The sequence below is a fragment of the Streptomyces pratensis genome (genome assembly GCF_016804005.1).
Classification (GTDB): Bacteria; Actinomycetota; Actinomycetes; order Streptomycetales; family Streptomycetaceae; genus Streptomyces; species Streptomyces pratensis_A.
This window is the reverse complement of sequence record NZ_CP051486.1, coordinates 2,646,976-2,667,936: the sequence shown is the minus strand read 5'-3', so window position 1 is coordinate 2,667,936 and position 20,961 is coordinate 2,646,976. Positions and strand designations below refer to the sequence as shown.

The 20,961-nt window shown below is 71.1% G+C and carries 22 protein-coding genes; 18 read left to right on the top strand and 4 right to left on the bottom strand.

From position 1 onward, the window contains the following. Positions 1 to 197 precede the first annotated feature (197 nt). Positions 198 to 1,088 carry a LysR family transcriptional regulator gene (locus HED23_RS11485; protein WP_203187442.1) on the bottom strand — a complete coding sequence of 297 codons (891 nt, stop codon included), beginning with the start codon at positions 1,086 to 1,088 and terminating at the stop codon, positions 198 to 200. A gap of 153 nt (positions 1,089 to 1,241) precedes the next feature. Between HED23_RS11485 and HED23_RS11480 the strand changes: the two genes are divergently transcribed. From HED23_RS11480 to HED23_RS11465, 4 genes are all read left to right on the top strand, one after another. Then, positions 1,242 to 2,159: a CoA transferase subunit A gene (locus HED23_RS11480; protein ID WP_203187441.1), complete on the top strand. Its 918-nt coding sequence runs from the start codon at positions 1,242 to 1,244 to the stop codon at positions 2,157 to 2,159. 26 nt (positions 2,160 to 2,185) lie between these two features. After that, on the top strand, positions 2,186 to 2,962 hold the full coding sequence (locus HED23_RS11475) for a CoA-transferase subunit beta (protein ID WP_203183296.1): 777 nt from the start codon (positions 2,186 to 2,188) through the stop codon (positions 2,960 to 2,962). 81 nt (positions 2,963 to 3,043) lie between these two features. Then, positions 3,044 to 4,582 (top strand): 3-hydroxyacyl-CoA dehydrogenase, encoded by a 1,539-nt coding sequence (locus HED23_RS11470; protein ID WP_203183295.1) that lies wholly within the window; start codon positions 3,044 to 3,046, stop codon positions 4,580 to 4,582. A gap of 69 nt (positions 4,583 to 4,651) precedes the next feature. Then, entirely contained in the window at positions 4,652 to 5,047 is a 396-nt protein-coding gene (locus HED23_RS11465) for a VOC family protein (protein ID WP_203183294.1), read from the top strand. Here HED23_RS11465 and HED23_RS11460 read toward each other — a convergent pair. Further along, positions 4,984 to 5,745: a helix-turn-helix domain-containing protein gene (locus HED23_RS11460; RefSeq protein WP_203183293.1), complete on the bottom strand. Its 762-nt coding sequence runs from the start codon at positions 5,743 to 5,745 to the stop codon at positions 4,984 to 4,986. The genes HED23_RS11465 and HED23_RS11460 overlap by 64 nt on opposite strands. A 23-nt stretch (positions 5,746 to 5,768) precedes the next feature. Further along, positions 5,769 to 6,896 carry a YihY/virulence factor BrkB family protein gene (locus HED23_RS11455; protein ID WP_203183292.1) on the bottom strand — a complete coding sequence of 376 codons (1,128 nt, stop codon included), beginning with the start codon at positions 6,894 to 6,896 and terminating at the stop codon, positions 5,769 to 5,771. 17 nt (positions 6,897 to 6,913) lie between these two features. Here HED23_RS11455 and HED23_RS11450 point away from each other — a divergent pair, with 17 nt between their 5' ends. From HED23_RS11450 to HED23_RS11390, 14 genes are all read left to right on the top strand, one after another. Further along, a complete protein-coding gene (locus HED23_RS11450) occupies positions 6,914 to 8,551 on the top strand; it encodes an acyl-CoA dehydrogenase family protein (protein ID WP_203183291.1) in 1,638 nt (545 codons plus the stop codon). Between the two features lie 267 nt (positions 8,552 to 8,818). Beyond that, positions 8,819 to 10,111 (top strand): GAF domain-containing protein, encoded by a 1,293-nt coding sequence (locus HED23_RS11445; RefSeq protein WP_203183290.1) that lies wholly within the window; start codon positions 8,819 to 8,821, stop codon positions 10,109 to 10,111. Positions 10,112 to 10,157: 46 nt separating this feature from the next. Then, positions 10,158 to 10,751 (top strand): GNAT family N-acetyltransferase, encoded by a 594-nt coding sequence (locus tag HED23_RS11440; RefSeq protein ID WP_203183289.1) that lies wholly within the window; start codon positions 10,158 to 10,160, stop codon positions 10,749 to 10,751. Positions 10,752 to 10,884: 133 nt separating this feature from the next. Further along, positions 10,885 to 10,968 carry a putative leader peptide gene (locus tag HED23_RS36035; protein WP_349817346.1) on the top strand — a complete coding sequence of 28 codons (84 nt, stop codon included), beginning with the start codon at positions 10,885 to 10,887 and terminating at the stop codon, positions 10,966 to 10,968. Between the two features lie 113 nt (positions 10,969 to 11,081). Then, positions 11,082 to 12,779, top strand: coding sequence for a nitrite/sulfite reductase (locus tag HED23_RS11435; protein WP_203183288.1), 1,698 nt, complete (start codon positions 11,082 to 11,084; stop codon positions 12,777 to 12,779). Further along, positions 12,776 to 12,955, top strand: a complete 180-nt coding sequence (locus HED23_RS11430; protein WP_203183287.1) for an IS1 family transposase — start codon at positions 12,776 to 12,778, stop codon at positions 12,953 to 12,955. Before HED23_RS11435 ends, HED23_RS11430 begins: the two co-directional genes overlap by 4 nt. Next, positions 12,952 to 13,668: a phosphoadenylyl-sulfate reductase gene (locus HED23_RS11425; RefSeq protein ID WP_203183286.1), complete on the top strand. Its 717-nt coding sequence runs from the start codon at positions 12,952 to 12,954 to the stop codon at positions 13,666 to 13,668. The genes HED23_RS11430 and HED23_RS11425 overlap by 4 nt, the downstream gene beginning before the upstream one ends. Positions 13,669 to 13,691: 23 nt before the next feature. Further along, on the top strand, positions 13,692 to 14,237 hold the full coding sequence (cysC, locus tag HED23_RS11420) for an adenylyl-sulfate kinase (RefSeq protein WP_238441923.1): 546 nt from the start codon (positions 13,692 to 13,694) through the stop codon (positions 14,235 to 14,237). Continuing rightward, positions 14,234 to 15,169, top strand: a complete 936-nt coding sequence (gene cysD / locus HED23_RS11415; RefSeq protein ID WP_203183284.1) for a sulfate adenylyltransferase subunit CysD — start codon at positions 14,234 to 14,236, stop codon at positions 15,167 to 15,169. The genes cysC and cysD overlap by 4 nt, the downstream gene beginning before the upstream one ends. Continuing rightward, entirely contained in the window at positions 15,170 to 16,507 is a 1,338-nt protein-coding gene (locus HED23_RS11410) for a sulfate adenylyltransferase subunit 1 (protein ID WP_203183283.1), read from the top strand. A gap of 234 nt (positions 16,508 to 16,741) precedes the next feature. After that, positions 16,742 to 17,854: an aliphatic sulfonate ABC transporter substrate-binding protein gene (locus HED23_RS11405; protein ID WP_203183282.1), complete on the top strand. Its 1,113-nt coding sequence runs from the start codon at positions 16,742 to 16,744 to the stop codon at positions 17,852 to 17,854. Between the two features lie 47 nt (positions 17,855 to 17,901). Then, positions 17,902 to 18,693, top strand: coding sequence for an ABC transporter ATP-binding protein (locus tag HED23_RS11400; protein ID WP_203183281.1), 792 nt, complete (start codon positions 17,902 to 17,904; stop codon positions 18,691 to 18,693). Further along, entirely contained in the window at positions 18,680 to 19,558 is an 879-nt protein-coding gene (locus HED23_RS11395) for an ABC transporter permease (RefSeq protein WP_203183280.1), read from the top strand. Before HED23_RS11400 ends, HED23_RS11395 begins: the two co-directional genes overlap by 14 nt. A 6-nt stretch (positions 19,559 to 19,564) precedes the next feature. After that, on the top strand, positions 19,565 to 20,323 hold the full coding sequence (locus HED23_RS11390) for a sirohydrochlorin chelatase (protein ID WP_203183279.1): 759 nt from the start codon (positions 19,565 to 19,567) through the stop codon (positions 20,321 to 20,323). Here HED23_RS11390 and HED23_RS11385 read toward each other — a convergent pair. Then, positions 20,320 to 20,952 carry a DsbA family protein gene (locus tag HED23_RS11385; RefSeq protein WP_203183278.1) on the bottom strand — a complete coding sequence of 211 codons (633 nt, stop codon included), beginning with the start codon at positions 20,950 to 20,952 and terminating at the stop codon, positions 20,320 to 20,322. The two genes, HED23_RS11390 and HED23_RS11385, sit on opposite strands and share 4 nt — an antisense overlap. Between the last annotated feature and the right edge of the window lie 9 nt (positions 20,953 to 20,961).

Here is a 20,961-nt window from a genome sequence, read left to right as displayed (position 1 = left end):
AGTCGGTCCAATATCGAGTTACCTCGCATTCAAGACGCCACACGTCTCAATCGAGGTTCAGGGTCTTTCCTCCCTGCCCGCTGGTGCGTAGCCGGGAGCTCGGGGATGTGCCGGACGTCGCGTGCCAGGCGGGGGCGTGCCCGGCGTCGCGGGCCGGGCGGGACTTCGCGGGCAGGACCATCGAGCGGGCAGGGCCCTCAAGGCGTCGGCAGCGCCTCCTCGGCGACCGCGAGCACCGCGCGGAGCGCCGCGGACGGGTTGTCCGTGCGCCAGGCCAGTGCCGCCTGGCGCCGGATGGGCGGGCCGGCGAGGGACCGGTAGACCAGGCCGTTCTGCTGGATGTGGCGGACGGAGGAGACCGTGAGCGTGACGCCGACTCCCGCGGCGACGAGGGCCAGGATCGTGTACGAGTCGGGGGCCTCCTGCACCACACGCGGGTTGAAGCCGTTGGCCTCGCAGGCCTGGACCATCGCGTCGCGCACCGTGGAGCCGGCGTTCGCGGGGAAGGAGACGAAGGGTTCGTCGGCGAGGACCCCGATGGGGATGCTCTCCAGACGCGCGAGCCGGTGGTCGGACGGCAGCGCGCACAGCAGCTCCTCCTCGTCGATGACCCGGCAGGCCACTCCCGGCTGGGTCACCGGGAGGCGGACGAACCCCAGGTCGAGCGAGCCGTCGGCGACCCGGGACAGGGCGACGTTGGCATACGTCTGGCCCTTCATGGCCAGCTCGATCCCGGGGTGGGCGGCCCGCACGGCCCGGGTCAGCAGGGGCAGCGTCTCGTGGCTGGAGGCTCCGGCGAAGCCGATGGTGACCCGGCCGTACTCCCCGCGTCCGGCAGCCTTGGCGGCCCGCACCGCGATATCGAGGTCGTCGAGCACGGTGCGCACGGGCTCCAGGAAGGACTCCCCCGCACTGGTGAGCCGCACCGACCGGGTGTTGCGCTCGAAGAGCTGGACGCCGAGCTCCTTCTCCAGCTGCCGGATCTGCTGGCTGAGCGGGGGCTGGGCCATCTGCAGCCGCTTGGCGGCGCGGCCGAAGTGCAGCTCCTCGGCGACGGCGGTGAACGCGGTCAGATGACGCAGTTCCATCGAGCTTCCATTCATTAACCAACGGTCTTGATCCGACCTTAATTTGGTATTGGACAGCAATCAATGGCCGCTGACACGGTAAGGGCGACCAGCACGCACTCGCCGAGGAGCACCGTGGAGCGGACGGATACGGCCGACGGGCCCAGCAAAGTCATGTCGATGAAGGAGGCCGTGGCCGCCTTCGTGCACGACGGAGCCACCGTCAGCATCGAAGGGTTCACCCACCTCGTCCCCACCGCCGCAGGGCACGAGATCATCCGCCAGGGCCGCAAGGACCTCACCGTCGTGCGGATGACGGCGGACATCGTGGTGGACCAGATGATCGCCGCGGGATGTGTCTCGCGGCTGGTCTCATCCTTCGTGGGCAACTCCTCCGCCGGCTCGCTCGGTGAGCTGCGGCGCAGGATCGAGCGCGCCGACCCGGCTCCGCTGGCCTTCGAGGAGTACAGCCACTACGGGATGGTCTGCCGCTACCTCGCGGGGTCCCAGCGGCTGCCGTTCTACCCGCTGCGCAGCTACGGCGGCAGTGATCTGCCGAGCGTGAACAGCGATCTGCGCAAGGTGACGTCGCCCTACCCGGGGCCCGACGGACAGCAGGAACAGATCTACGTCGTACCGCCCGTGAACCCGGACGTGACGATCGTCCACGCCCAGCGGGCCGACCGCCGGGGCAACACCCAGATCTGGGGACTGACCGGCATCCAGGCCGAGGCGGTGTACGCGGCGGACAGGGCGATCGTCGTCGTCGAGGAGGTCGTCGAGGACGAGGTGGTCCGCTCGGACCCCAACCGCACACTCGTCCCCTCCCACGCCGTGGACGCCGTGGTCGTCTGCCCGCGCGGTGCCCACCCGTCCTTCGCACAGGGCTACTACGACCGCGACAACGCCTTCTACCGGGCCTGGTCGCACATCAGCAAGGACCCTGAGCGGCTGCGCGAGTGGCTGGCGGAGTGGGTGTACGGAACGGCCGACCACGCCGAGTACGTGGACAAGCTGGGCGAGGACTTCTGGGCGGGACTCGCCGTGGGCGAAGCGCTCAGCGAACCGGTGAACTACGGGAGGCGGCTGTGAGCGCGCCGCAGGGGAAGGAACGGACCATGACCACCACCGCACCGGAGGCCGTCACCTCGTCCGAGCTGCTCTCCGTCGTCGCGTCCCGCGAACTGGCCTCCCGCCGGACGGTGTTCGCCGGCATCGGACTGCCGACACTCGCCACCGAGCTCGCCCATCTGACGGTCGCGCCGCAGATCGAGGTCGTGTACGAATCGGGGGTCTGCGGGGCGCACCCCTCGCATCTGCCGGAGACCATCGCCGACGCCGTGCTGATCTCCGGCGCGGAGGCGGTGCTGTCGATGCCGGCGCTGTTCGGCTGCGTGCTCCAGGGCGGCCACATCGACGTCGGCTTCCTCGGCGCGGCGCAGATCGACCGGTGGGGCAACCTCAACACCTCGGTCATCGGCGACTGGGAGAGTCCCACGGTGCGGCTCCCGGGCTCCGGGGGCGCCGTCGAGGTGATGGCCAACTCCCACGAGGTCTTCGTGGTGATGCGCCGTCACAACCCCCGCTCGTTCACCGGAACCCTGGACTTCTGCACCACCCCGGGCCCGGACCGGGCGATCGCGGAGGGCATCCGGCCGCTGGGCGCGGGCGTCACGCGGGTCATCACCGAACTGGGCATCCTGGCCCGCTCCGGCGTCGGGGAGGAGCTGCGGCTCGTCGCCGTGCACCCTGGCGTGACGGTGGACCAGGTGCGGGAGGCCACCGGCTGGGACCTCCGGATCGCCGACTCCGTCGCCACCGTGCCTCCGCCGACCGAGGCGGAGCTGCGTCTCCTGCGCGAGGACGTCGACCCCGGCCGCGTCTACCTCCGCTGACACCGGGTCCACCTTCACCGACACCGACCGGCGGCTACCGTCGCTGACGTCGACCGCACCTGCCGAGAGGACGTAACCGCCATGCGTATCAGGATCGTCGGCGCCGGAGCCATGGGCCGCGGCATCGCCCAGTGGGCCGCGGCCGCCGGGCACACCGTCGAGCTCTGCGACGTCAGGGCCGAGGCGGTGACAGCGGCCGTGGAGTTCGTCCGGTCCATGCTGGAACGCGCGGTCCGGAAGGGCCGGATGTCCGCCGGGGACTCCGCGGCCGCACTTGAGCGGCTGGTCCCCCTCGACGACCCGTGGGCGCCGGGCCCGGAGGTCGAGCTGGTCGTCGAGGCCGTACGGGAGGATCTGGACACCAAGGCCGAGGTGTTCGGGAAGCTGGAGCAGGCCCTGCCGGAGTCCACGGTCTTCGCGACCAACACCTCGTCCCTGTCGGTGACCCGGATCGCCGCCTCCCTGCGGGACCCGGGGCGGCTCGCCGGGCTGCACTTCTTCAACCCCGTGCCGCTGATGAAGATCGTCGAGGTCGTGCCGGGCGCCGCCACCCGTCCCGGGATCCCGCCGGTCCTCACGGCGCTGGTCGAGAGCTGCGGGCACCGGGCGGTCACCGTCGCCGACACCCCCGGCTTCCTGGTGAACCACGCCGGCCGGGGGCTGGTGACGGAAGCGCTGGCGCTGCTGGAGGAGTCCGTCGGCGACCCGGCCGGGATCGACCGGATCGCCAGGGACGTCCTGGGGCTGCGCATGGGCCCGTTCGAGCTGATGGACCTCACGGGGCTCGACGTCACCGCTGCGGTGATCGACTCGATCTGGCAGGGCTTCCGTCACGAGGACCGCCTCCGCCCCTCCTTCCTCACCCCGAACCGGGTGACCGCGGGCCTGCACGGCCGCAAGACGGGACAGGGCTGGTTCGCGTACGGTCCCGAGGCACCGGCCCCCGCCGTGGAGCCGCCGGTGACGGGTGACGCGGACCGGCCGGTGTTCGTCGCGGGCGGCGTCGGCGCCCAGGACGCGGCTGCGCTGCGGACCGCGCTGACCGCTGCCGGAGCCACGGTCGAGAACGGCCCCTCGCCCACCGGCGAGGCCCTGGTCCTCGTCCCCGTGTGGGGGACCACCGTGGCCTCGGCGGTGGCCTCGCTGGAGCTGCCCGCCGCGCGTACCTTCGGCGTCGATCCACTGCCCCCGGCGGGACGCCGACGGGTGCTCGCGGTGACGCCCGCCTCGGACCCGGCCGCCGCTCGGGACGCCCGTGCGGTCCTGGCCCGCGCCGGGGAGGACGAGGAGCCCTGGGCGGTGTCGGTCGTGCGGGACACCGCGGGTTCGGTGGCGCAGCGGCTGCTCGCCTCGGTCGTCTCGGTCGCCGCTTCGATCGCGGAGCGCTCTCTGGCCGCCCCGGCGGACATCGACCTCGCCGTGACGACCGGCCTCGGCTACCCGGCGGGACCGCTGGCCTGGGGCGACCGGGTCGGCGCCGCGCGGATGCTGGAGCTGCAGCGGTCGCTGCACGCCACCACCGGCGACCCGCGCCACCGGCCGACCCGGTGGCTCACCGAGCGCGCCCAGCTGGGGCTGCCGCTGACGGACCCGGGCACCTCCCCGGCCGACTGCGCCTGATCCGTTGTTCCGGGGGCCGTGACCGTTTCGTACAAGACCTGGTCACGGCCCCCGGAATACGGTCCTTCCATGACTCCACGACTCGACGCGATCTCCGTCACCACCGCCGACATGGCCGCATCGCTCGCCTTCTACCGGCGGCTCGGGCTCGGCATCCCCGCCGGGGCCGAATCGGCACCCCACGTCGAAGTGCCCCTTCCCGGCGGGCAGCGCCTGCTGTGGGACACCGAGGACGTCGTCCGCTCCTTCGAACCGGACTGGCAGGGGTCCGAGGGCGGCGAGCGCCTCGGGCTCGCCTTCCTCTGCGACAGCCCGGCGGAGGTCGACGCGGTGTACGCCGACCTGACCGGAGCCGGTTACCGGGGCCATCTGAAGCCCTGGGACGCGGTCTGGGGGCAGCGTTACGCCGTCGTCCTCGACCCCGACGGCTGTGCGGTCTCGCTGTTCGCCGCCAGTCCCTCGTAGCCGGTCGCGGCCAGATAGCCGCCGAGGGTCGTCCCGGCGAGGTCCCGCATCTCCCGTGCCAGGTGCGCCTGGTCCGTGCAGCCCGCGGCGTACGCGGCTTCGGCGTACGGCGTTCCCGCCCGTACGAGGTCCAGGGCGCGCTGCAACCTGAGGACCCTGGCCAGCGTCTTCGGGCCGTATCCGAAGGCTGCCAGCGAGCGCCGGTGCAGCTGGCGCGCCCCGAGGCCGACGGCGTGCGCGGTGGCGCCGACGGAGCGGCCCTGTCGCAGGTGCTCGGCGACGGCGGCCGTGAGCGGGTCCGGTGGTCCGGTGCCCGCCGCCCTGCGCAGGGCGATGCCCTCCAGCGCGGCGACCGGGTCGTCGGCCTCTCCGATCCGCTCGGTGAGCGCTCGGACCTCCGGCCCGGGCCAGAGGGCGTCGAGCGCTACCCGCCGGTCACGCAGCTCGTGTGCCGGCACACCCAGGAGCGCGGGCGCCGTGCCAGGGGCGAACCGGATGCCCGCGCAGCTGCCGGAGAGCGCCGCCGCGGGGGTGAACGCGTGGGTGTCGGGGCCCGCCACCAGCAGCCGGCCGCCGGCCCACAGCAGGTCCATGCAGCCGTCGGGCAGTACCGGCCGGCCGGGTTCGCGCTGCCCGCTCCAGCTCCAGAGGACCGCGCCGCCGAAGCGCGATGTCCGCTCCTCGTAGCGTGCGCCCATGGTCTCCAGGCTATCGGGAGCTCTCAGGGGGCGTCCTTGTCCCGGTTGCCGTGCAGCCGGGACTTCACGTCGTCCGGGGGGAGGAAGCGCGACCAGCGCTCGGGGAATTCGGAGGGCATGGAGACGTCGTCCTCGTCGTCGGCGTACGCGTCCCAGTTCGCCGCCTGGGCGCGTGCCACGAGTTCGGCGGCCTGGGCCGCCTTGATCCGATCGCTGGTGGCTCGTGCCGCCGCGGTCGCCAGCGAGGGCCACACGCGGTCGATCGCGGCGTTGACCGCGGCGCCGACGAGCACGGCGAAAGCGGAGATACCTATCCAGAGCAGGACAGCGATGGGCGCGGCCAACGATCCGTAGATGGTGGGCCCTTCGACCGTGTTCGTGAGGTAGATCCGCAGGAGGAAACTCCCCAGCACCCACATCCCGAGCGCCACGAGAGCCCCGGGCACGTCCTCTATCCACGGCGAACGGACGGGCACGGACACGTGGTAGAGCGTCGTCAGGAACGCGATGGACAGCAGTATGACGAGCGGCCAGTACATGACCGCGAGCACCTCGGTGCCCCAGGGGACGAACTCCACCACCCGGTCGGGACCGACCACCAGCAGGGGCAGCACCACCGCTCCGAGCAACAGCGCGACCACGTACAGCAGGAAGGCCAGAAGCCGCGTCTTGACGATGCCGCGGTGGCCGTCGAGCCCGTACATCACGGTGATGGTGTCGATGAACACGTTCACCGCGCGTGAGCCGGACCAGAGGGCGATCGCGAAGCCGATGGAGATGACGTCGGGGCGCGCGCCGGTGGTGACGTCGGCTATGAGGGGTTTGGCGATGTCGTTGACGCCTCGCTCGGAGAGAACCGTCTGTACCGCGCCCAGGATGTTGCGCTCGATGGAGGCGACCGTGGTGGCGGCCGTCCAGTCGTCGACGTAGCCGAGCAGGCCGATCAGACCGAGCAGCAGCGGCGGCAGGGACAGCAGGGTGAAGAACGCCGCCTCGGCCGCGAGGCCGAGGATGCGGTACTCGATGCACGAATTGACCGTGTCCTTGAGCAACTGCCACGCCATCTGGCGCTTCGATACGTTGCGGTAGAGGACTCGAGCCCGGTGGAGCCGACCCGGTGGCCGCTCGGGTGTTTCTTTTGCTGCCTGCACCTCCTTACCGTATCGGCATGGCACCTAGCACCCACACAGTGACCAACCAGGTTCCGCCGCTGGTCGGATATGACGTCTTCGCCGGCGACCGGGCTCTGACGGAGGCCGTCGAGCGGCACCTCGAGCCCGGAATCCTCGACGAGGCACGGGAGGAGCTCGGCGGGCTGGGCCGGTCCGCCGGCTCCTTCCAGGCCCAGGAGTGGGGCGCGCAGGCGAACGAGAACCCGCCGAAGCTGCGTACGCACGACCGTTACGGGCACCGCGTCGACGAGGTGGACTTCCACCCGGCCTGGCACCGGCTGCTCGGGCACGCGGTCACGGCCGGGCTGACGGACGCCTGGGGCCGGCCCGGCGGCCACGTCCGGCGCGCGGCCGGGTTCCTGGTGTGGACACAGGCCGAGGCCGGCCATGGATGCCCGCTGTCGATGACGCACGCGGCGGTCCCCGCGCTGCGGACGGATCCGGCGCTGGCCGCGGAGTGGGAGCCGCTGCTGACCTCCCACGTGTACGAGGAGGGACTGCGGCCCGCGTCGCAGAAGGCCGGTGTGCTCTTCGGGATGGGCATGACGGAGAAGCAGGGCGGCACCGACGTGCGGTCCAACACCACCCGCGCCGAGCCGCTGGCCGGCGAGGGGGAGTATCTGCTCACCGGACACAAGTGGTTCTGTTCGGCTCCCATGTCGGACGGCTTCCTGGTGCTGGCGCAGGCACCGGGCGGGCTGAGCTGCTTCCTCGTCCCTCGCGTCCTGCCGGACGGCGCCCGCAACGCCTTCGCGATCCAGCGGCTCAAGGACAAGCTGGGCAACAGGTCCAACGCCTCCGGCGAGGTCGAGTTCGACGGGACGTGGGCCCGCCGGGTCGGTGAGGAGGGGCGCGGGGTGCGCACCATCATCGAGATGGTGGCCGCGACCCGGCTGGACTGCGTGGTCGGTTCGGCGGCGCTGATGCGCCAGGCGGTGGCGCAGGCGATCCACCACAGCGCCTACCGCAGCGCGTTCGGCGGACTGCTGATCGACAAGCCGCTGATGCGGAACGTACTCGCCGACCTGGCCCTGGAGTCGGAGGCCGCGACGACGCTCGCTCTGCGGCTGGCCGCCGCGTACGACGCGGACACCGAGCAGGAGCGGGCCTTCCTGCGGATCGCGGTGCCGACCGCCAAGTACTGGGTGACGAAGCGGTGCACCGCGGTGGTCGGGGAGGCCCTGGAGTGCCTCGGCGGCAACGGTTACGTCGAGGAGTCCGGAATGCCCCGGCTGCTCCGCGAGGCCCCGCTCAACTCGATCTGGGAGGGCTCGGGCAACGTACAGGCGCTCGATGTGCTGCGTGCGCTGCAACGTGAGCCGGGGGCGCTCGACGCGTTCCTCCAGGAGGTCGGGAAGGCGCGCGGCGCGGACCACCGGCTCGACGCGGCGATCAAGGACCTGTTGACGGAGCTGGCGGATCTCGACGCGGTCGAGGCGCGCGCCAGGCGGCTGGTGGAGCGGATGGCACTGGTGCTGCAGGGCTCGCTCCTGCTGCGCTGGGCTCCGCCGGAGGTGGCGGACGCGTTCTGCGCGTCACGGCTGGGCGGGGACTGGGGATCGGCCTTCGGGACGCTGCCGCACAGTCTGGATCTGGCCACGGTCGTGGAGCGGGCGCGGGCCCAGGAGGGCTAGGAGAGGAACGGGGCAAGCGACGGAGGGTGGTGCTGCGCCGACACGGCACCACCCTCCACGCTTGTGCACCACCGAGCGGCGGGTCAGGGACTCCCCGCAGGGTGTGCCACCACTCTCGTACGCTCCGCGGGCCGTCGCCAGAGTTGCAAGAGGTTGCAACCATTGCGTGGAGTACGAGCCAAAGGGACCCTTGCACGGCAGGATGAGACCTTTGGGCCAGGTTTCCCGCTTCCGGACCGGGGCCCACGCCTTGTTGGGGGGACCGTCATGGATTCACGGCCTGTCGCGCCGGCGCGGCCCGAAGTCGCCTCGTACCCCGCGGCGACCGAGCGCCTGGTCCACCGCGCACGGGAGGCGCGGCTGACGGGCGGGCGTACGGGGGCGGTCCCGCGTGCCGAGATCGACGCGTCCTGGGACCGTGTGCTGCGCAGCGGGATCGATCCCGAGCAGTCACCGGAGAGCAGGCTGCTGGAAACGGACGAGATCGAACACCGGCGCAGAGGCACCGCGCTCGGCGAGGTCATGCCGGTGCTGCGGGAAGGGCTCGCCTCGATAGCGGACGCGGCGAAGCAGATCATGGTCGTCACCGACACCGAGGGGCGTGTCCTGTGGCGCCAGGGCAATTCCGCGGTGATGCGGCGGGCGAAGGACATCTGCCTGGAGGAGGGTGCCGCCTGGGCCGAGTCGGCGACGGGGACGAACGCGATCGGTACCGCGCTCGCCGCGCGCACCCCGATCCAGGTCCACTCCGCGGAGCACTTCATCCGTGCCCTGCACGGCTGGACCTGTGCGGCGGCGCCCTTGCGCGACCCCCGGGACGGCCGGCTGATGGGCATCGTCGACATCAGCGGGCCCGCCTCCACCTTCCACCCGACGACGCTGGCCCTGGTCGGCTCGGTGGCGGCGCTGGCGGAGAGCGAGCTGCGCAGCCGGCACCTGGTGGCGATCGAGCGGCTGCGCTCGGTGGCCGCCCCGCTCCTGTGCAGGCTGGGCGGCCGCGCGCTGGTGGTGGACACCCATGGCTGGCTGGCCGCCGTCAGCGGCATGCCACCGGTGGACAGGCTGCCGCTGCCGAAGTCCCTGGAGCCGGGCACGGTGTGGCTGGCCTCGCTCGGGATGTGCCGGGTGGAACCGCTGCCCGGCGGCTGGCTGGTGCAGGTCGCGGAGGGCGCGCAGGAACGCTCGCCGCGCCGCGTGGTGCTCGACCTGAGCCGGGAGCGGGGGCTCGCGGTCCATGTGGCGGGCCCGGTGGACAGCTGGACCCGCCGGCTGTCGCCCCGCCACGCGGAGCTGCTCTACGCGCTGGCCCTGCACCGGGAGGGACGTACGGCGGCGGAGCTGGCGGAGGACGTCTTCGGTGACGCGACCAGGACCGTGACGGTGCGGGCCGAGATATCCCGGATGCGCCGCCATCTCGCGGAGGTGCTGACGCACCGGCCGTACGGCTTCCGCGAGGGGGTCGAGGTGGAGGTGGTCCACCCGGACGTGCCGGCCGACCTGCTGCCCCGCTCGACAGCTCCGGTGGTGCTCAGGGCACGGACGCCCACGGGGAAGGTCTGACTCGTTTTTTTGGGCGACGGGGCCGAGCCGTGGTTTTCTGACGGCCATGAGCAACACCACGCATGCCTCCGCTCCTCTCTCCGACGTGACCGTCTGGTACCTGGAGCAGACGTCGCCCGCCGACCTGAGCCCCGCCGCGGCCCCCGAGGGCCCGGTGACGGTCGTACGGTCCGGGACCCCGCTGCCGGAGTTCAGCCGGTTCCTCTACACGGCGGTCGGCGGGGACGTCCGGTGGACCGACCGGCTGGGCCTCACCTACGCGCAGTGGCAGGAGATCCTGGAGCGTCCGGGGGGCGAGACCTGGGTGGCATACGAGAACGGGACCCCGGCGGGGTTCATCGAGCTCGACGCCCAGGAGGACGGGGCGGTCGAGATCGCGTACTTCGGTCTGATCCCGGCATTCCGGGGCCGCCGGATCGGCGGCCACCTGCTGTCGTACGGCGTGGCCCGCGCCTGGGACCTGGCCGAGCGCCACCCGGGGCGGAAGCCGACCGAGCGGGTGTGGGTACACACCTGCTCCGACGACGGCCCGCACGCGATGGACAACTACCTGCGGCGGGGCTTCCGGCTGTTCGACACCAGGATCGAGCGGGAGCCCGAGGCCGCGAACCCCGGTCCCTGGCCCGGCGCACACGCCTGATCACGCGCCCTTCGCATCGCTTTGTCGACAAGGATGCGTGACCGACACCACACTGTCTCACATTACGGGACCATCCCGTCCACATAATGGATCGTGGTGGACTGGCCCGAGATCCGCGTGACACGCTTCCGTCATGTCTGGAACTGGAATTGCCTTGGTGAGTCGGCGGCACGTCGACCTCGGCCGCATGTCCAGCGCCATCTGTCCGGTCCGCTGAGAGTCTCCAGCACCGCGATCTCCTGAAGTCCGCTCCACCCCTGCGCACCGCCGCGCCTCATGCGAGTGTGCAGTTCAGAGCCGCCCTCCTGCAGTCCCGAAGGACGTATAGCCATGGCCGCCATCCCCGAGAAGCCTGCTACCGCCACGCCCCGCCGCAAGGCCGGACGTCACCGTGGTGAAGGTCAGTGGGCCATGGGTCACTTCACCCCGCTGAACGGGAACGAGCAGTTCAAGAAGGACGACGACAGTCTCAACGTGCGGACACGCATTGAGACGATCTACTCGAAGCGCGGATTCGACTCCATCGACCCGAACGACCTTCGTGGACGTATGCGCTGGTGGGGCCTGTACACCCAGCGCCGCGCGGGCATCGACGGCGGCAAGACCGCCGTGCTGGAGCCGGAGGAGCTGGACGACCGCTACTTCATGCTGCGGGTGCGCATCGACGGCGGAAGGCTGACCACCGCGCAGCTGCGCGTCATCGGCGAGATCTCCCAGGAGTACGCGCGCGGCACCGCCGACATCACCGACCGGCAGAACGTCCAGCTGCACTGGATCCGCATCGAGGACGTCCCGGCGATCTGGGAGAAGCTCGAGGCCGTCGGGCTCTCGACGACCGAGGCCTGCGGTGACTGCCCCCGCGTGATCATCGGTTCGCCCGTGGCGGGTATCGCCGCCGACGAGATCATCGACGGCACGCCCGCGGTCGACGAGATCCACGAGCGGTACATCGGCAGCAAGGAATTCTCGAACCTGCCCCGCAAGTTCAAGACCGCGATCTCCGGTTCGCCGGTCCAGGACGTGGTGCACGAGATCAACGACATCGCGTTCGTGGGCGTCGACCACCCCGAGCACGGTCCCGGCTTCGACCTGTGGGTCGGCGGCGGGCTCTCCACCAACCCGCGGTTCGCCGAGCGTCTCGGCGCCTGGGTGCCGCTGGACGAGGTCCCCGACGTCTGGGCGGGTGTCGTCGGGATCTTCCGCGACTACGGCTACCGCAGGCTGCGTACGCGCGCACGCCTGAAGTTCCTGATGGCCGACTGGGGTCCGGAGAAGTTCCGCCAGATCCTCGAGGACGAGTACCTCAAGCGCCCGATGCTGGACGGACCGCCCCCGGCCCAGCCCTCCTCCCGCTGGCGCGACCACATCGGTGTGCACGCCCAGCAGGACGGCCGCTTCTACGTGGGCTTCGCCCCGCGCGTCGGCAGGGTGGACGGCTCCACCCTGGCCAAGATCGCCGATCTGGCCGAGGCACACGGCTCGGGCCGGGTGCGCACCACCGTCGAGCAGAAGATGCTGATCCTGGACGTCGAGCAGGACCAGGTCGAGTCCCTGACCGCCGGGCTGGAGGCACTGGACTTCCAGGTGCACGCCTCCCCGTTCCGGCGGGGCACCATGGCCTGCACCGGCATCGAGTTCTGCAAGCTGGCGATCGTCGAGACGAAGGCGCGCGGCGCCGCGCTCATCGACGAACTGGAGCGTCGCCTGCCGGACTTCGAGGAGCCGCTCTCCATCAACATCAACGGCTGCCCCAACGCCTGCGCCCGCATCCAGACCGCGGACATCGGCCTCAAGGGCCAGCTCATGCTGGACGGCGACGGCAACCAGGTCGAGGGCTACCAGGTGCACCTCGGCGGCGCGCTGGGCCTGGAGGCCGGTTTCGGCCGCAAGGTCCGGGGACTGAAGGTCACCTCGGCCGAACTCCCGGACTACGTCGAGCGGGTGCTCGGGAAGTTCCAGGAGGAGCGCGAGGACGGCGAGCGCTTCGCGACCTGGGCCGCCCGCGCCAGTGCGGAGTCGCTGTCATGAGCGAGCGAGCCGCGCCGTTCCACTGCCCGTACTGCGGCGACGAGGACCTGCGCCCGCACGAGGCCGGCCACGGCGCCTGGGAATGTGCTTCCTGCAACCGCGCGTTCCAGCTGAAGTTCCTGGGCCTGCTGGCCCAGGGGCTCCAGCGCAACGACGTTGAAGGGGACGGGACATGACGGACACTCTGCAAGCGGCCGGGCTCACCGACGAGGCCCTGAGGGATCTGGCCGGCCGAGCGGGCCGCGAGCTGGAGGACTCCTCCGCGAGCGACATCCTGAAGTGGGCGGCCGACACCTTCGGCGAGCGCTTCTGCGTCACCTCCTCCATGGAGGACGCGGTCGTCGCGCACCTGGCCTCCCGGGTCTTCCCCGGCGTGGACGTGGTCTTCCTGGACACCGGTTACCACTTCGAGGAGACCATCGGCACGCGGGACGCCGTCGGCGCCGTGATGGACGTCAACCTCATCACGCTGACACCGCGCCAGTCGGTGGCCGAGCAGGACGCGGAGTACGGGCCCGGGCTGCACGACCGCGACCCCGATCTGTGCTGCGCACTGCGCAAGGTGAAGCCGCTGGAGGAGGGGCTGACGGCGTACGCCGCCTGGGCGACCGGGCTGCGTCGCGACGAGTCCCCCACGCGGGCCAACACCCCGGTCGTGGGGTGGGACGAGAAGCGCCGCAAGGTCAAGGTCTCGCCCATCGCCCGCTGGACCCAGGAGGACGTGGACGCGTACGTCGCCGAACACGGCGTACTGACCAACCCGCTGCTGATGGACGGCTACGCCTCCGTCGGCTGCGCGCCCTGCACCCGGAGGGTGCTGGAGGGCGAGGACGCACGGGCCGGCCGCTGGGCCGGGCGCGGCAAGACCGAATGCGGGCTGCACGGCTGATGACGACTGATCAGGAGATATCGATGAGCGTGACGGAGACGGGAGCCACCGTCTGGCTCACCGGTCTGCCGAGCGCCGGCAAGACCACCATCGCGTACGAACTGGCGGGCCGGCTGCGCGGCGACGGGCACCGGGTCGAGGTGCTCGACGGTGACGAGATCCGGGAGTTCCTCTCCGCGGGCCTCGGCTTCTCCCGCGAGGACCGGCACACCAACGTCCAGCGGATCGGCTTCGTCGCCGAACTGCTGGCCGCCAACGGCGTGAAGGCCCTCGTCCCTGTCATCGCGCCGTACGCCGACAGCCGTGACGCGGTGCGCAAGCGCCATCAGCAGGAGGGCACCGCGTATCTGGAGGTGCACGTCGCGACCCCGGTCGAGGTGTGCTCGGAGCGCGATGTGAAGGGGCTGTACGCCAAGCAGGCGGCGGGCGAGATCAGTGGTCTCACCGGGGTCGACGACCCCTACGAGGCCCCCGAGTCGCCGGATCTGCGGATCGAGTCGCACCAGCAGACCGTGCAGGAGTCCGCAGCGGCGCTTCGTGCGCTGCTCACCGAGAGGGGCCTGGCGTGAGCACCGTCGCCACCGTGCCGGAAGGCACCGTCAACCCGTACGCGCTGAGCCACCTGGACTCCCTGGAGTCGGAGGCGGTGCACATCTTCCGTGAGGTGGCGGGGGAGTTCGAGCGGCCGGTGATCCTCTTCTCCGGCGGCAAGGACTCGATCCTGATGCTGCACCTCGCGCTGAAGGCGTTCGCCCCGGCGCCCGTTCCCTTCACGCTGCTGCACGTGGACACCGGGCACAACTTCCCCGAGGTCCTCGAGTACCGCGACCGCACCGTCGAGAAGCACGGGCTGCGCCTGCACGTCGCGTCCGTCCAGGAGTACATCGACGCGGGCAAGCTCCGTGAGCGGCCCGACGGTACCCGCAACCCCCTGCAGACGGTCCCGCTCACCGAGGCCATCCAGCAGCACCGCTTCGACGCCGTGTTCGGCGGCGGACGGCGCGACGAGGAGAAGGCCCGGGCCAAGGAGCGCGTCTTCTCCCTCCGAGACGAGTTCTCCCAGTGGGACCCGCGCCGCCAGCGCCCCGAGCTGTGGCAGCTCTACAACGGCCGCCACGCCCCGGGCGAGCACGTCCGCGTCTTCCCCATCTCCAACTGGACCGAGCTCGACGTCTGGCAGTACATCGAGCGGGAGGGCATCGAGCTCCCCGGCATCTACTTCGCCCACGAGCGCGAGGTCTTCAGCCGCTCCGGCATGTGGCTGACCGCCGGCGACTGGGGCGGGCCCAAGGACCACGAGAAGGTGGAGACCCGCCAGGTGCGCTACCGCACCGTCGGCGACATGTCCTGCACCGGCGCCGTCGACTCGGACGCCACCACCCTGGACGCGGTGATCACCGAGATCGCCGCCTCCCGTCTCACCGAGCGGGGCGCGACCCGCGCCGACGACAAGATGTCCGAGGCCGCGATGGAAGACCGTAAGCGCGAGGGGTACTTCTAAATGAGCATCACCACCGAGCAGTTGTCGGCCACCACCCTGCTGCGGTTCGCCACGGCCGGGTCCGTCGACGACGGCAAGTCCACCCTCGTCGGACGTCTGCTGCACGACTCCAAGTCGGTCCTCACCGACCAGCTGGAGGCCGTCGCGCTGGCCTCCACCAACCGCGGCCAGGAGGCGCCCGACCTGGCGCTGCTGACCGACGGGCTGCGGGCCGAGCGCGAGCAGGGCATCACGATCGACGTGGCCTACCGCTACTTCGCCACGCCCCGCCGCCGGTTCATCCTCGCGGACACCCCGGGCCACGTGCAGTACACCCGCAACATGGTCACCGGCGCCTCCACGGCCGAGCTGGCCGTCGTCCTCGTCGACGCCCGCAACGGCGTGGTCGAGCAGACCCGCCGCCACGCCGCGGTCGCCGCCCTCCTGCGCGTCCCCCATGTGGTCCTCGCCGTGAACAAGATGGACCTCGTGGACTACGCGGAGCCCGTGTTCGCCTCCATAGCCGAGGAGTTCACCGCGTACGCCGCCTCGCTCGGCGTCCCGGAGATCACCGCGATCCCGATCTCCGCGCTGGCCGGCGACAACGTCGTGGAGCCGTCCGCCCACATGGACTGGTACGGCGGCCCGACGGTCCTGGAACACCTGGAGACGGTGCCGGTCAGCCACGATCTGACCGCCTGCCACGCACGCTTCCCGGTGCAGTACGTGATCCGCCCGCAGAGCGCCGAGCATCCCGACTACCGGGGGTACGCCGGCCAGATCGCCGCCGGGGTCTTCCGGGTCGGCGAGACCGTCTCCGTGCTCCCTTCCGGACGCACCACGACGATCGAGGGGATAGACGCGCTCGGTGAGAGCGTCGACATCGCCTGGGCCCCGCAGTCGGTGACGATCCGCCTGGCCGACGACATCGACATCTCGCGCGGCGACCTGATCGCCCCCGCGGACGACGCCCCCACCATCACGCAGGACGTCGAGGCGACCGTCTGCCACGTGGCCGACCAGCCGCTCACGGTGGGCCAGCGGGTGCTGCTCAAGCACACCACCCGCACGGTCAAGGCGATCGTCAAGGACATCCCCTCGCGGCTCACACTGGACGACCTCTCCCAGCACCCGGACCCCGGGCAGCTGGTGGCCAACGACATCGGCCGGGTCGTCGTCCGTACCGCAGAGCCCCTCGCTCTCGACACGTACGCGGCCTCGCGGCGCACGGGTTCGTTCCTGCTGATCGACCCCGCCGACGGCACGACCCTCACGGCCGGCATGGCGGGTGCCTCGTTCGCCGCCGAGGCCGACGCGGACGCGGACACCTCCGCCGAGGACGCGGAGTGGGACTTCTGATGATCACCGATTTCTTCTCGACCTTCGCGAAGGAGGGCGGCCGTGTCGGCAGCGGCGCCCTCGGCAGCGGCCAGGGCGGGGTCGGGCGATGTGCGTGATGACGTACGCGCACTGCCTGCGCGCCCGCCCGTACCACCCGCACCGCCAGTTCAGACGAAGACCTGCCGACCGCCCGGCCACGCCACCCGACTCCGGGAGGACGTGAGCACCGGGCCTACGAGAGGAAAACCTCCCGTGCGTGCCACCCGTACCACCCTCCGCCGCGGCCTCGCCGCTGCCGCCGCATCGTCGCTGCTCGCCGTGGCGGCCACCGCCTGCGGCTACGGCTCCGAGGCCAAGGACGACGACGCGCAGTCGAACGTCTCCGCCGGCGGGAAGAAGCTCTCCACGGACACCGTGAAGATCGGGTACTTCCCGAACCTCACGCACGCCACCGCGCTGGTCGGTATCCAGGAAGGCATCATCGCCAAGGAGCTGGGCGGCACGACGGTCAAGCCCTCGACGTTCAACGCCGGCCCCTCCGAGATCGAGGCGCTCAACGCGGGTTCGATCGACATCGGCTTCATCGGCCCCTCCCCCTCGATCAACGGCTACAGCAAGTCCAAGGGCCAGAGCCTGCGGATCGTCGGCGGCTCGGCCTCCGGCGGCGTGAAGCTCGTCGTGAACCCGGACAAGATCAAGACCCTGGACGACCTCAAGGGCAAGAAGATCGCCACCCCGCAGCTCGGCAACACGCAGGACGTGGCGTTCCTCCACTGGATCTCCGAGAAGGGCTGGAAGGTCGACGCCCAGAGCGGCAAGGGCGACGTCTCCGTTGTCCGTTCGGACAACAAGGTGACGCCGGACGCCTTCAAGGCAGGTTCCCTGGACGGCGCCTGGGTCCCGGAGCCGACCGCTTCCAAGCTGGTCGCCGAGGGTGGCAAGGTCCTGCTGGACGAGTCGACGCTGTGGCCGGACGACAAGTTCGTCATCACCAACATCATCGTGTCGCAGAAGTTCCTCTCCGAGCACCCGGACGTCGTGGACGCGGTGCTGCGGGGCACGGTGAACACCAACAAGTGGATCAACGCCAACCCGGACAAGGCGAAGGCCTCGGCCAACTCGGCGCTGGAGAAGCTGAGCGGCAAGGCGCTGCCCGCCGAGGTCCTCGACCCGGCGTGGGAGTCCATCCAGATCACCGATGACCCGCTGGCCGCCACGCTCCAGGCGCAGGCGGACCACGCGGTCGGTGCCGGTCTGCTGGAGAAGCCGGACCTCAACGGCATCTACGACCTGAAGCCGCTGAACAAGATCCTCAAGGCCGCAGGACAGCCCGAGGTCGCCGACGCCGGTCTCGGCGTCAAGTAGCCCACCCGACCGCACCAGGATCTGAAGATTCCCAGGAGGTGACGACCATGGCGACCACCACCCTCACCAAGGCCGAGGACCGTGCAGAGGTCGAGCACGCCGCTCGTATCCGACACGTCTCCAAGTCCTTCTCCGGACCCACGGGGCAGCAGCTCGTCCTGGACGACATCACGCTCGATGTCGCTCCGGGCGAGTTCGTCACCCTCCTGGGAGCATCCGGGTGCGGCAAGTCGACCCTGCTCAACCTGGTGGCCGGACTCGACCGACCGACCGCGGGGTCCATCGAGACCCCCGGCGGGCGGCCGGCCCTGATGTTCCAGGAGCACGCTCTCTTCCCGTGGCTGACCGCGGGCAAGAACATCGAACTGGCCCTGCGGCTGCGCGGGGTGCCCAAGTCGGACCGCCGCCCGGAGGCGGAACGGCTGCTCGAACTCGTGCGCCTCGGAGGGGCGTACGGGAAGCGGGTGCACGAACTCTCGGGCGGGATGCGCCAGCGGGTCGCGATGGCCCGGGCGCTCGCCCAGGACAGCCAGCTCCTGCTGATGGACGAGCCGTTCGCCGCGCTCGACGCCATCACCCGGGATGTGCTGCACGACGAACTGACCCGGATCTGGCGGGAGACGAACGCCTCCGTCCTCTTCGTCACCCACAACGTGCGCGAGGCGGTGCGGCTCGCCCAGCGCGTCATCCTGCTGTCGTCGCGACCCGGCCGGATCGCCCGGGAGTGGAAGGTCGACATCGAGCAGCCTCGCCGCATCGAGGACACCGCCGTGGCGGAGCTGTCCGTCGAGATCACCGAACAACTGCGTGGGGAGATCCGCCGACATGGCCAGCACTGAAACGAAGGCCGACGACCTGGCGGGGCTCGAGGCGGGTCTGGACGCGCTCGACGCCGTACAGGTGCGCCGGACCCCGGCCCGCGAGATCCTCCTCAACAAGGTTCTGCCGCCGGTCATCGCGGTCGTCCTGGTGGTCCTCGTCTGGCAGCTGCTGGTCTGGGCGAAGGTCACCGACGACTACAAGCTGCCGCCGCCCGCTGCGGTCTGGGACAGCCTGACCGACATGTGGGTGCAGGGCACCCTGCTGGAGGTCATCTGGACCAGTGTGTCGCGCGGTCTGCTGGGCTTCGTGATGGCCGTGGCGATCGGCACCCCGCTGGGGCTGCTGGTGGCGCGGGTGAAGGTCGTCCGGGCGGCGATCGGCCCGATCCTGTCGGGGCTGCAGTCCCTGCCGTCCGTGGCGTGGGTGGCACCGGCCATCATCTGGCTCGGCCTCGACGACAAGACGATGTACGCGGTGATCCTGCTGGGCGCGGTCCCCTCCGTGGCCAACGGACTGGTGTCCGGCGTCGACCAGGTTCCGCCGCTGTTCCTGCGGGCGGGCCGCACGATCGGCGCCACCGGCCTGCGCGGGACGATCCACATCGTCCTGCCGGCGGCGCTGCCCGGTTATCTGGCGGGGCTCAAGCAGGGCTGGGCGTTCTCCTGGCGTTCGCTCATGGCCGCCGAGATCATCGCTTCCTCGCCCGACCTGGGCCTGGGACTCGGCCAGTTGCTGGAGAACGGCAGGAACAACTTCGACATGCCGGGGATCTTCCTGGCGATCCTCCTCATCCTGTTCGTCGGCATCGCGATCGACCTGCTGATCTTCAGCCCGCTGGAGCGGCGGGTGCTGCGCAGCCGCGGTCTCCTCGTCAAGAGCTGAGTCCCCATGACCGCCCCGGTTCTCCTCGTCATCGCCCACGGCAGCCGCGACCCGCGGCACGCGGCGACCGTGCACGCGCTCACCGCGCGGGTCCGGTCGCTGCGGACCGGGCTGCGCGTGGAGACGGGCTTCCTGGAGTTCAACGCCCCTTCCGTGCCCCGGGTGCTGGAGCGCCTGGCCGCGGAGGGGGCGGACGAGGTGGTCGCACTGCCCCTGCTGCTGACCCGGGCCTTCCACGCCAAGTCGGACATCCCTTCGGTACTGCGCGAGGCCCGCTCGCGGCTCCCGGGGCTGCGGATCACCCAGGCGGACGTCCTGGGCCCGTCCCCGCTGCTGAACACGGCTGTGGAACAGCGGCTGCGTGAGGCCGGGGTGTCCCCCGGCGACAAGAGCTCGACCGGGCTGGTCCTGGCCGCGGCGGGCTCCACGGACCCGGAGGCGATCGCAGTGATCGCTGAAATCGCGCGGGAGCTGCGGCACACCGGTTGGTGCGCCGTGCGGCCTGCGTTCGCCTCCGCATCCCTTCCCCGCACCGCGGACGTGGTGCGCTCCCTGCGGGCCGACGGCGTACGGAGGGTGGCGGTGGCCCCGTACGTCATCGCCCCCGGCCGGCTCCCCGACCGGATCGCAGCGGGCGCCGACGAGGCCGGGGCCGATGTGCTGGCCGGTGTCCTGGGGCCCTCCCCCGCGCTCGCCAGGCTGCTGCTGGCCCGGTACGACGAGGCGCGCGTCCCGGCCGACAGGGCGACGCGGCTGAGCGCCTAGCCGACGTCGAGGCTGCCGGTCCGTTCGCGCTTGAGCTCGAAGAAGTCCGGGTGCCCGGCCAGGACCCGGAAGCTGTCGAAGAGCCGTGCCGCCTCCTCGCCCAGCGGAACGGAGTTCAGCACCGGCCCGAACCAGACGGTGCCGTCCACATGGATCGTCGGGGTGCCGACGTAGGAGCCGGCCGCCGGGTCCTTCCCCCGGTCGTGGCTCAGCCGTACGGCCTCGTCGAAGCCGTCCGTGTGCGCGGCCTCCGCCAGACCGGCGGACAGGCCCAGTTCGGCGAGCGACTCGACGACGACGGCGTCGAAGTCCTCGTTCTTCTCCCGGTGGATGCGGGTGCCGAGGGCGGTGTAGAGGTCCCTGAGGACGCCCGGCCCGTGGTCCGCCGCCACGGCGGCGGCGACCCGGACCGGCCCGATCGACCTGTCGACCAGTTCGCGGTACCAGCCCGGAAGCTCGTTGCCGGTGTTGTGCAGGTGGAGGCTCATGACGTGGAAGCGGAGTTCGATGTCGCGCTCCCGCTCCACCTCCAGCATCCAGCGGGAGGCGATCCAGGCGAACGGACAGGCCGGGTCGAAGTAGAAGTCGACGGCCGTTCTCCCCGCCGTCTTGTTCACGTGGGTGCTCATGAGAGGAGC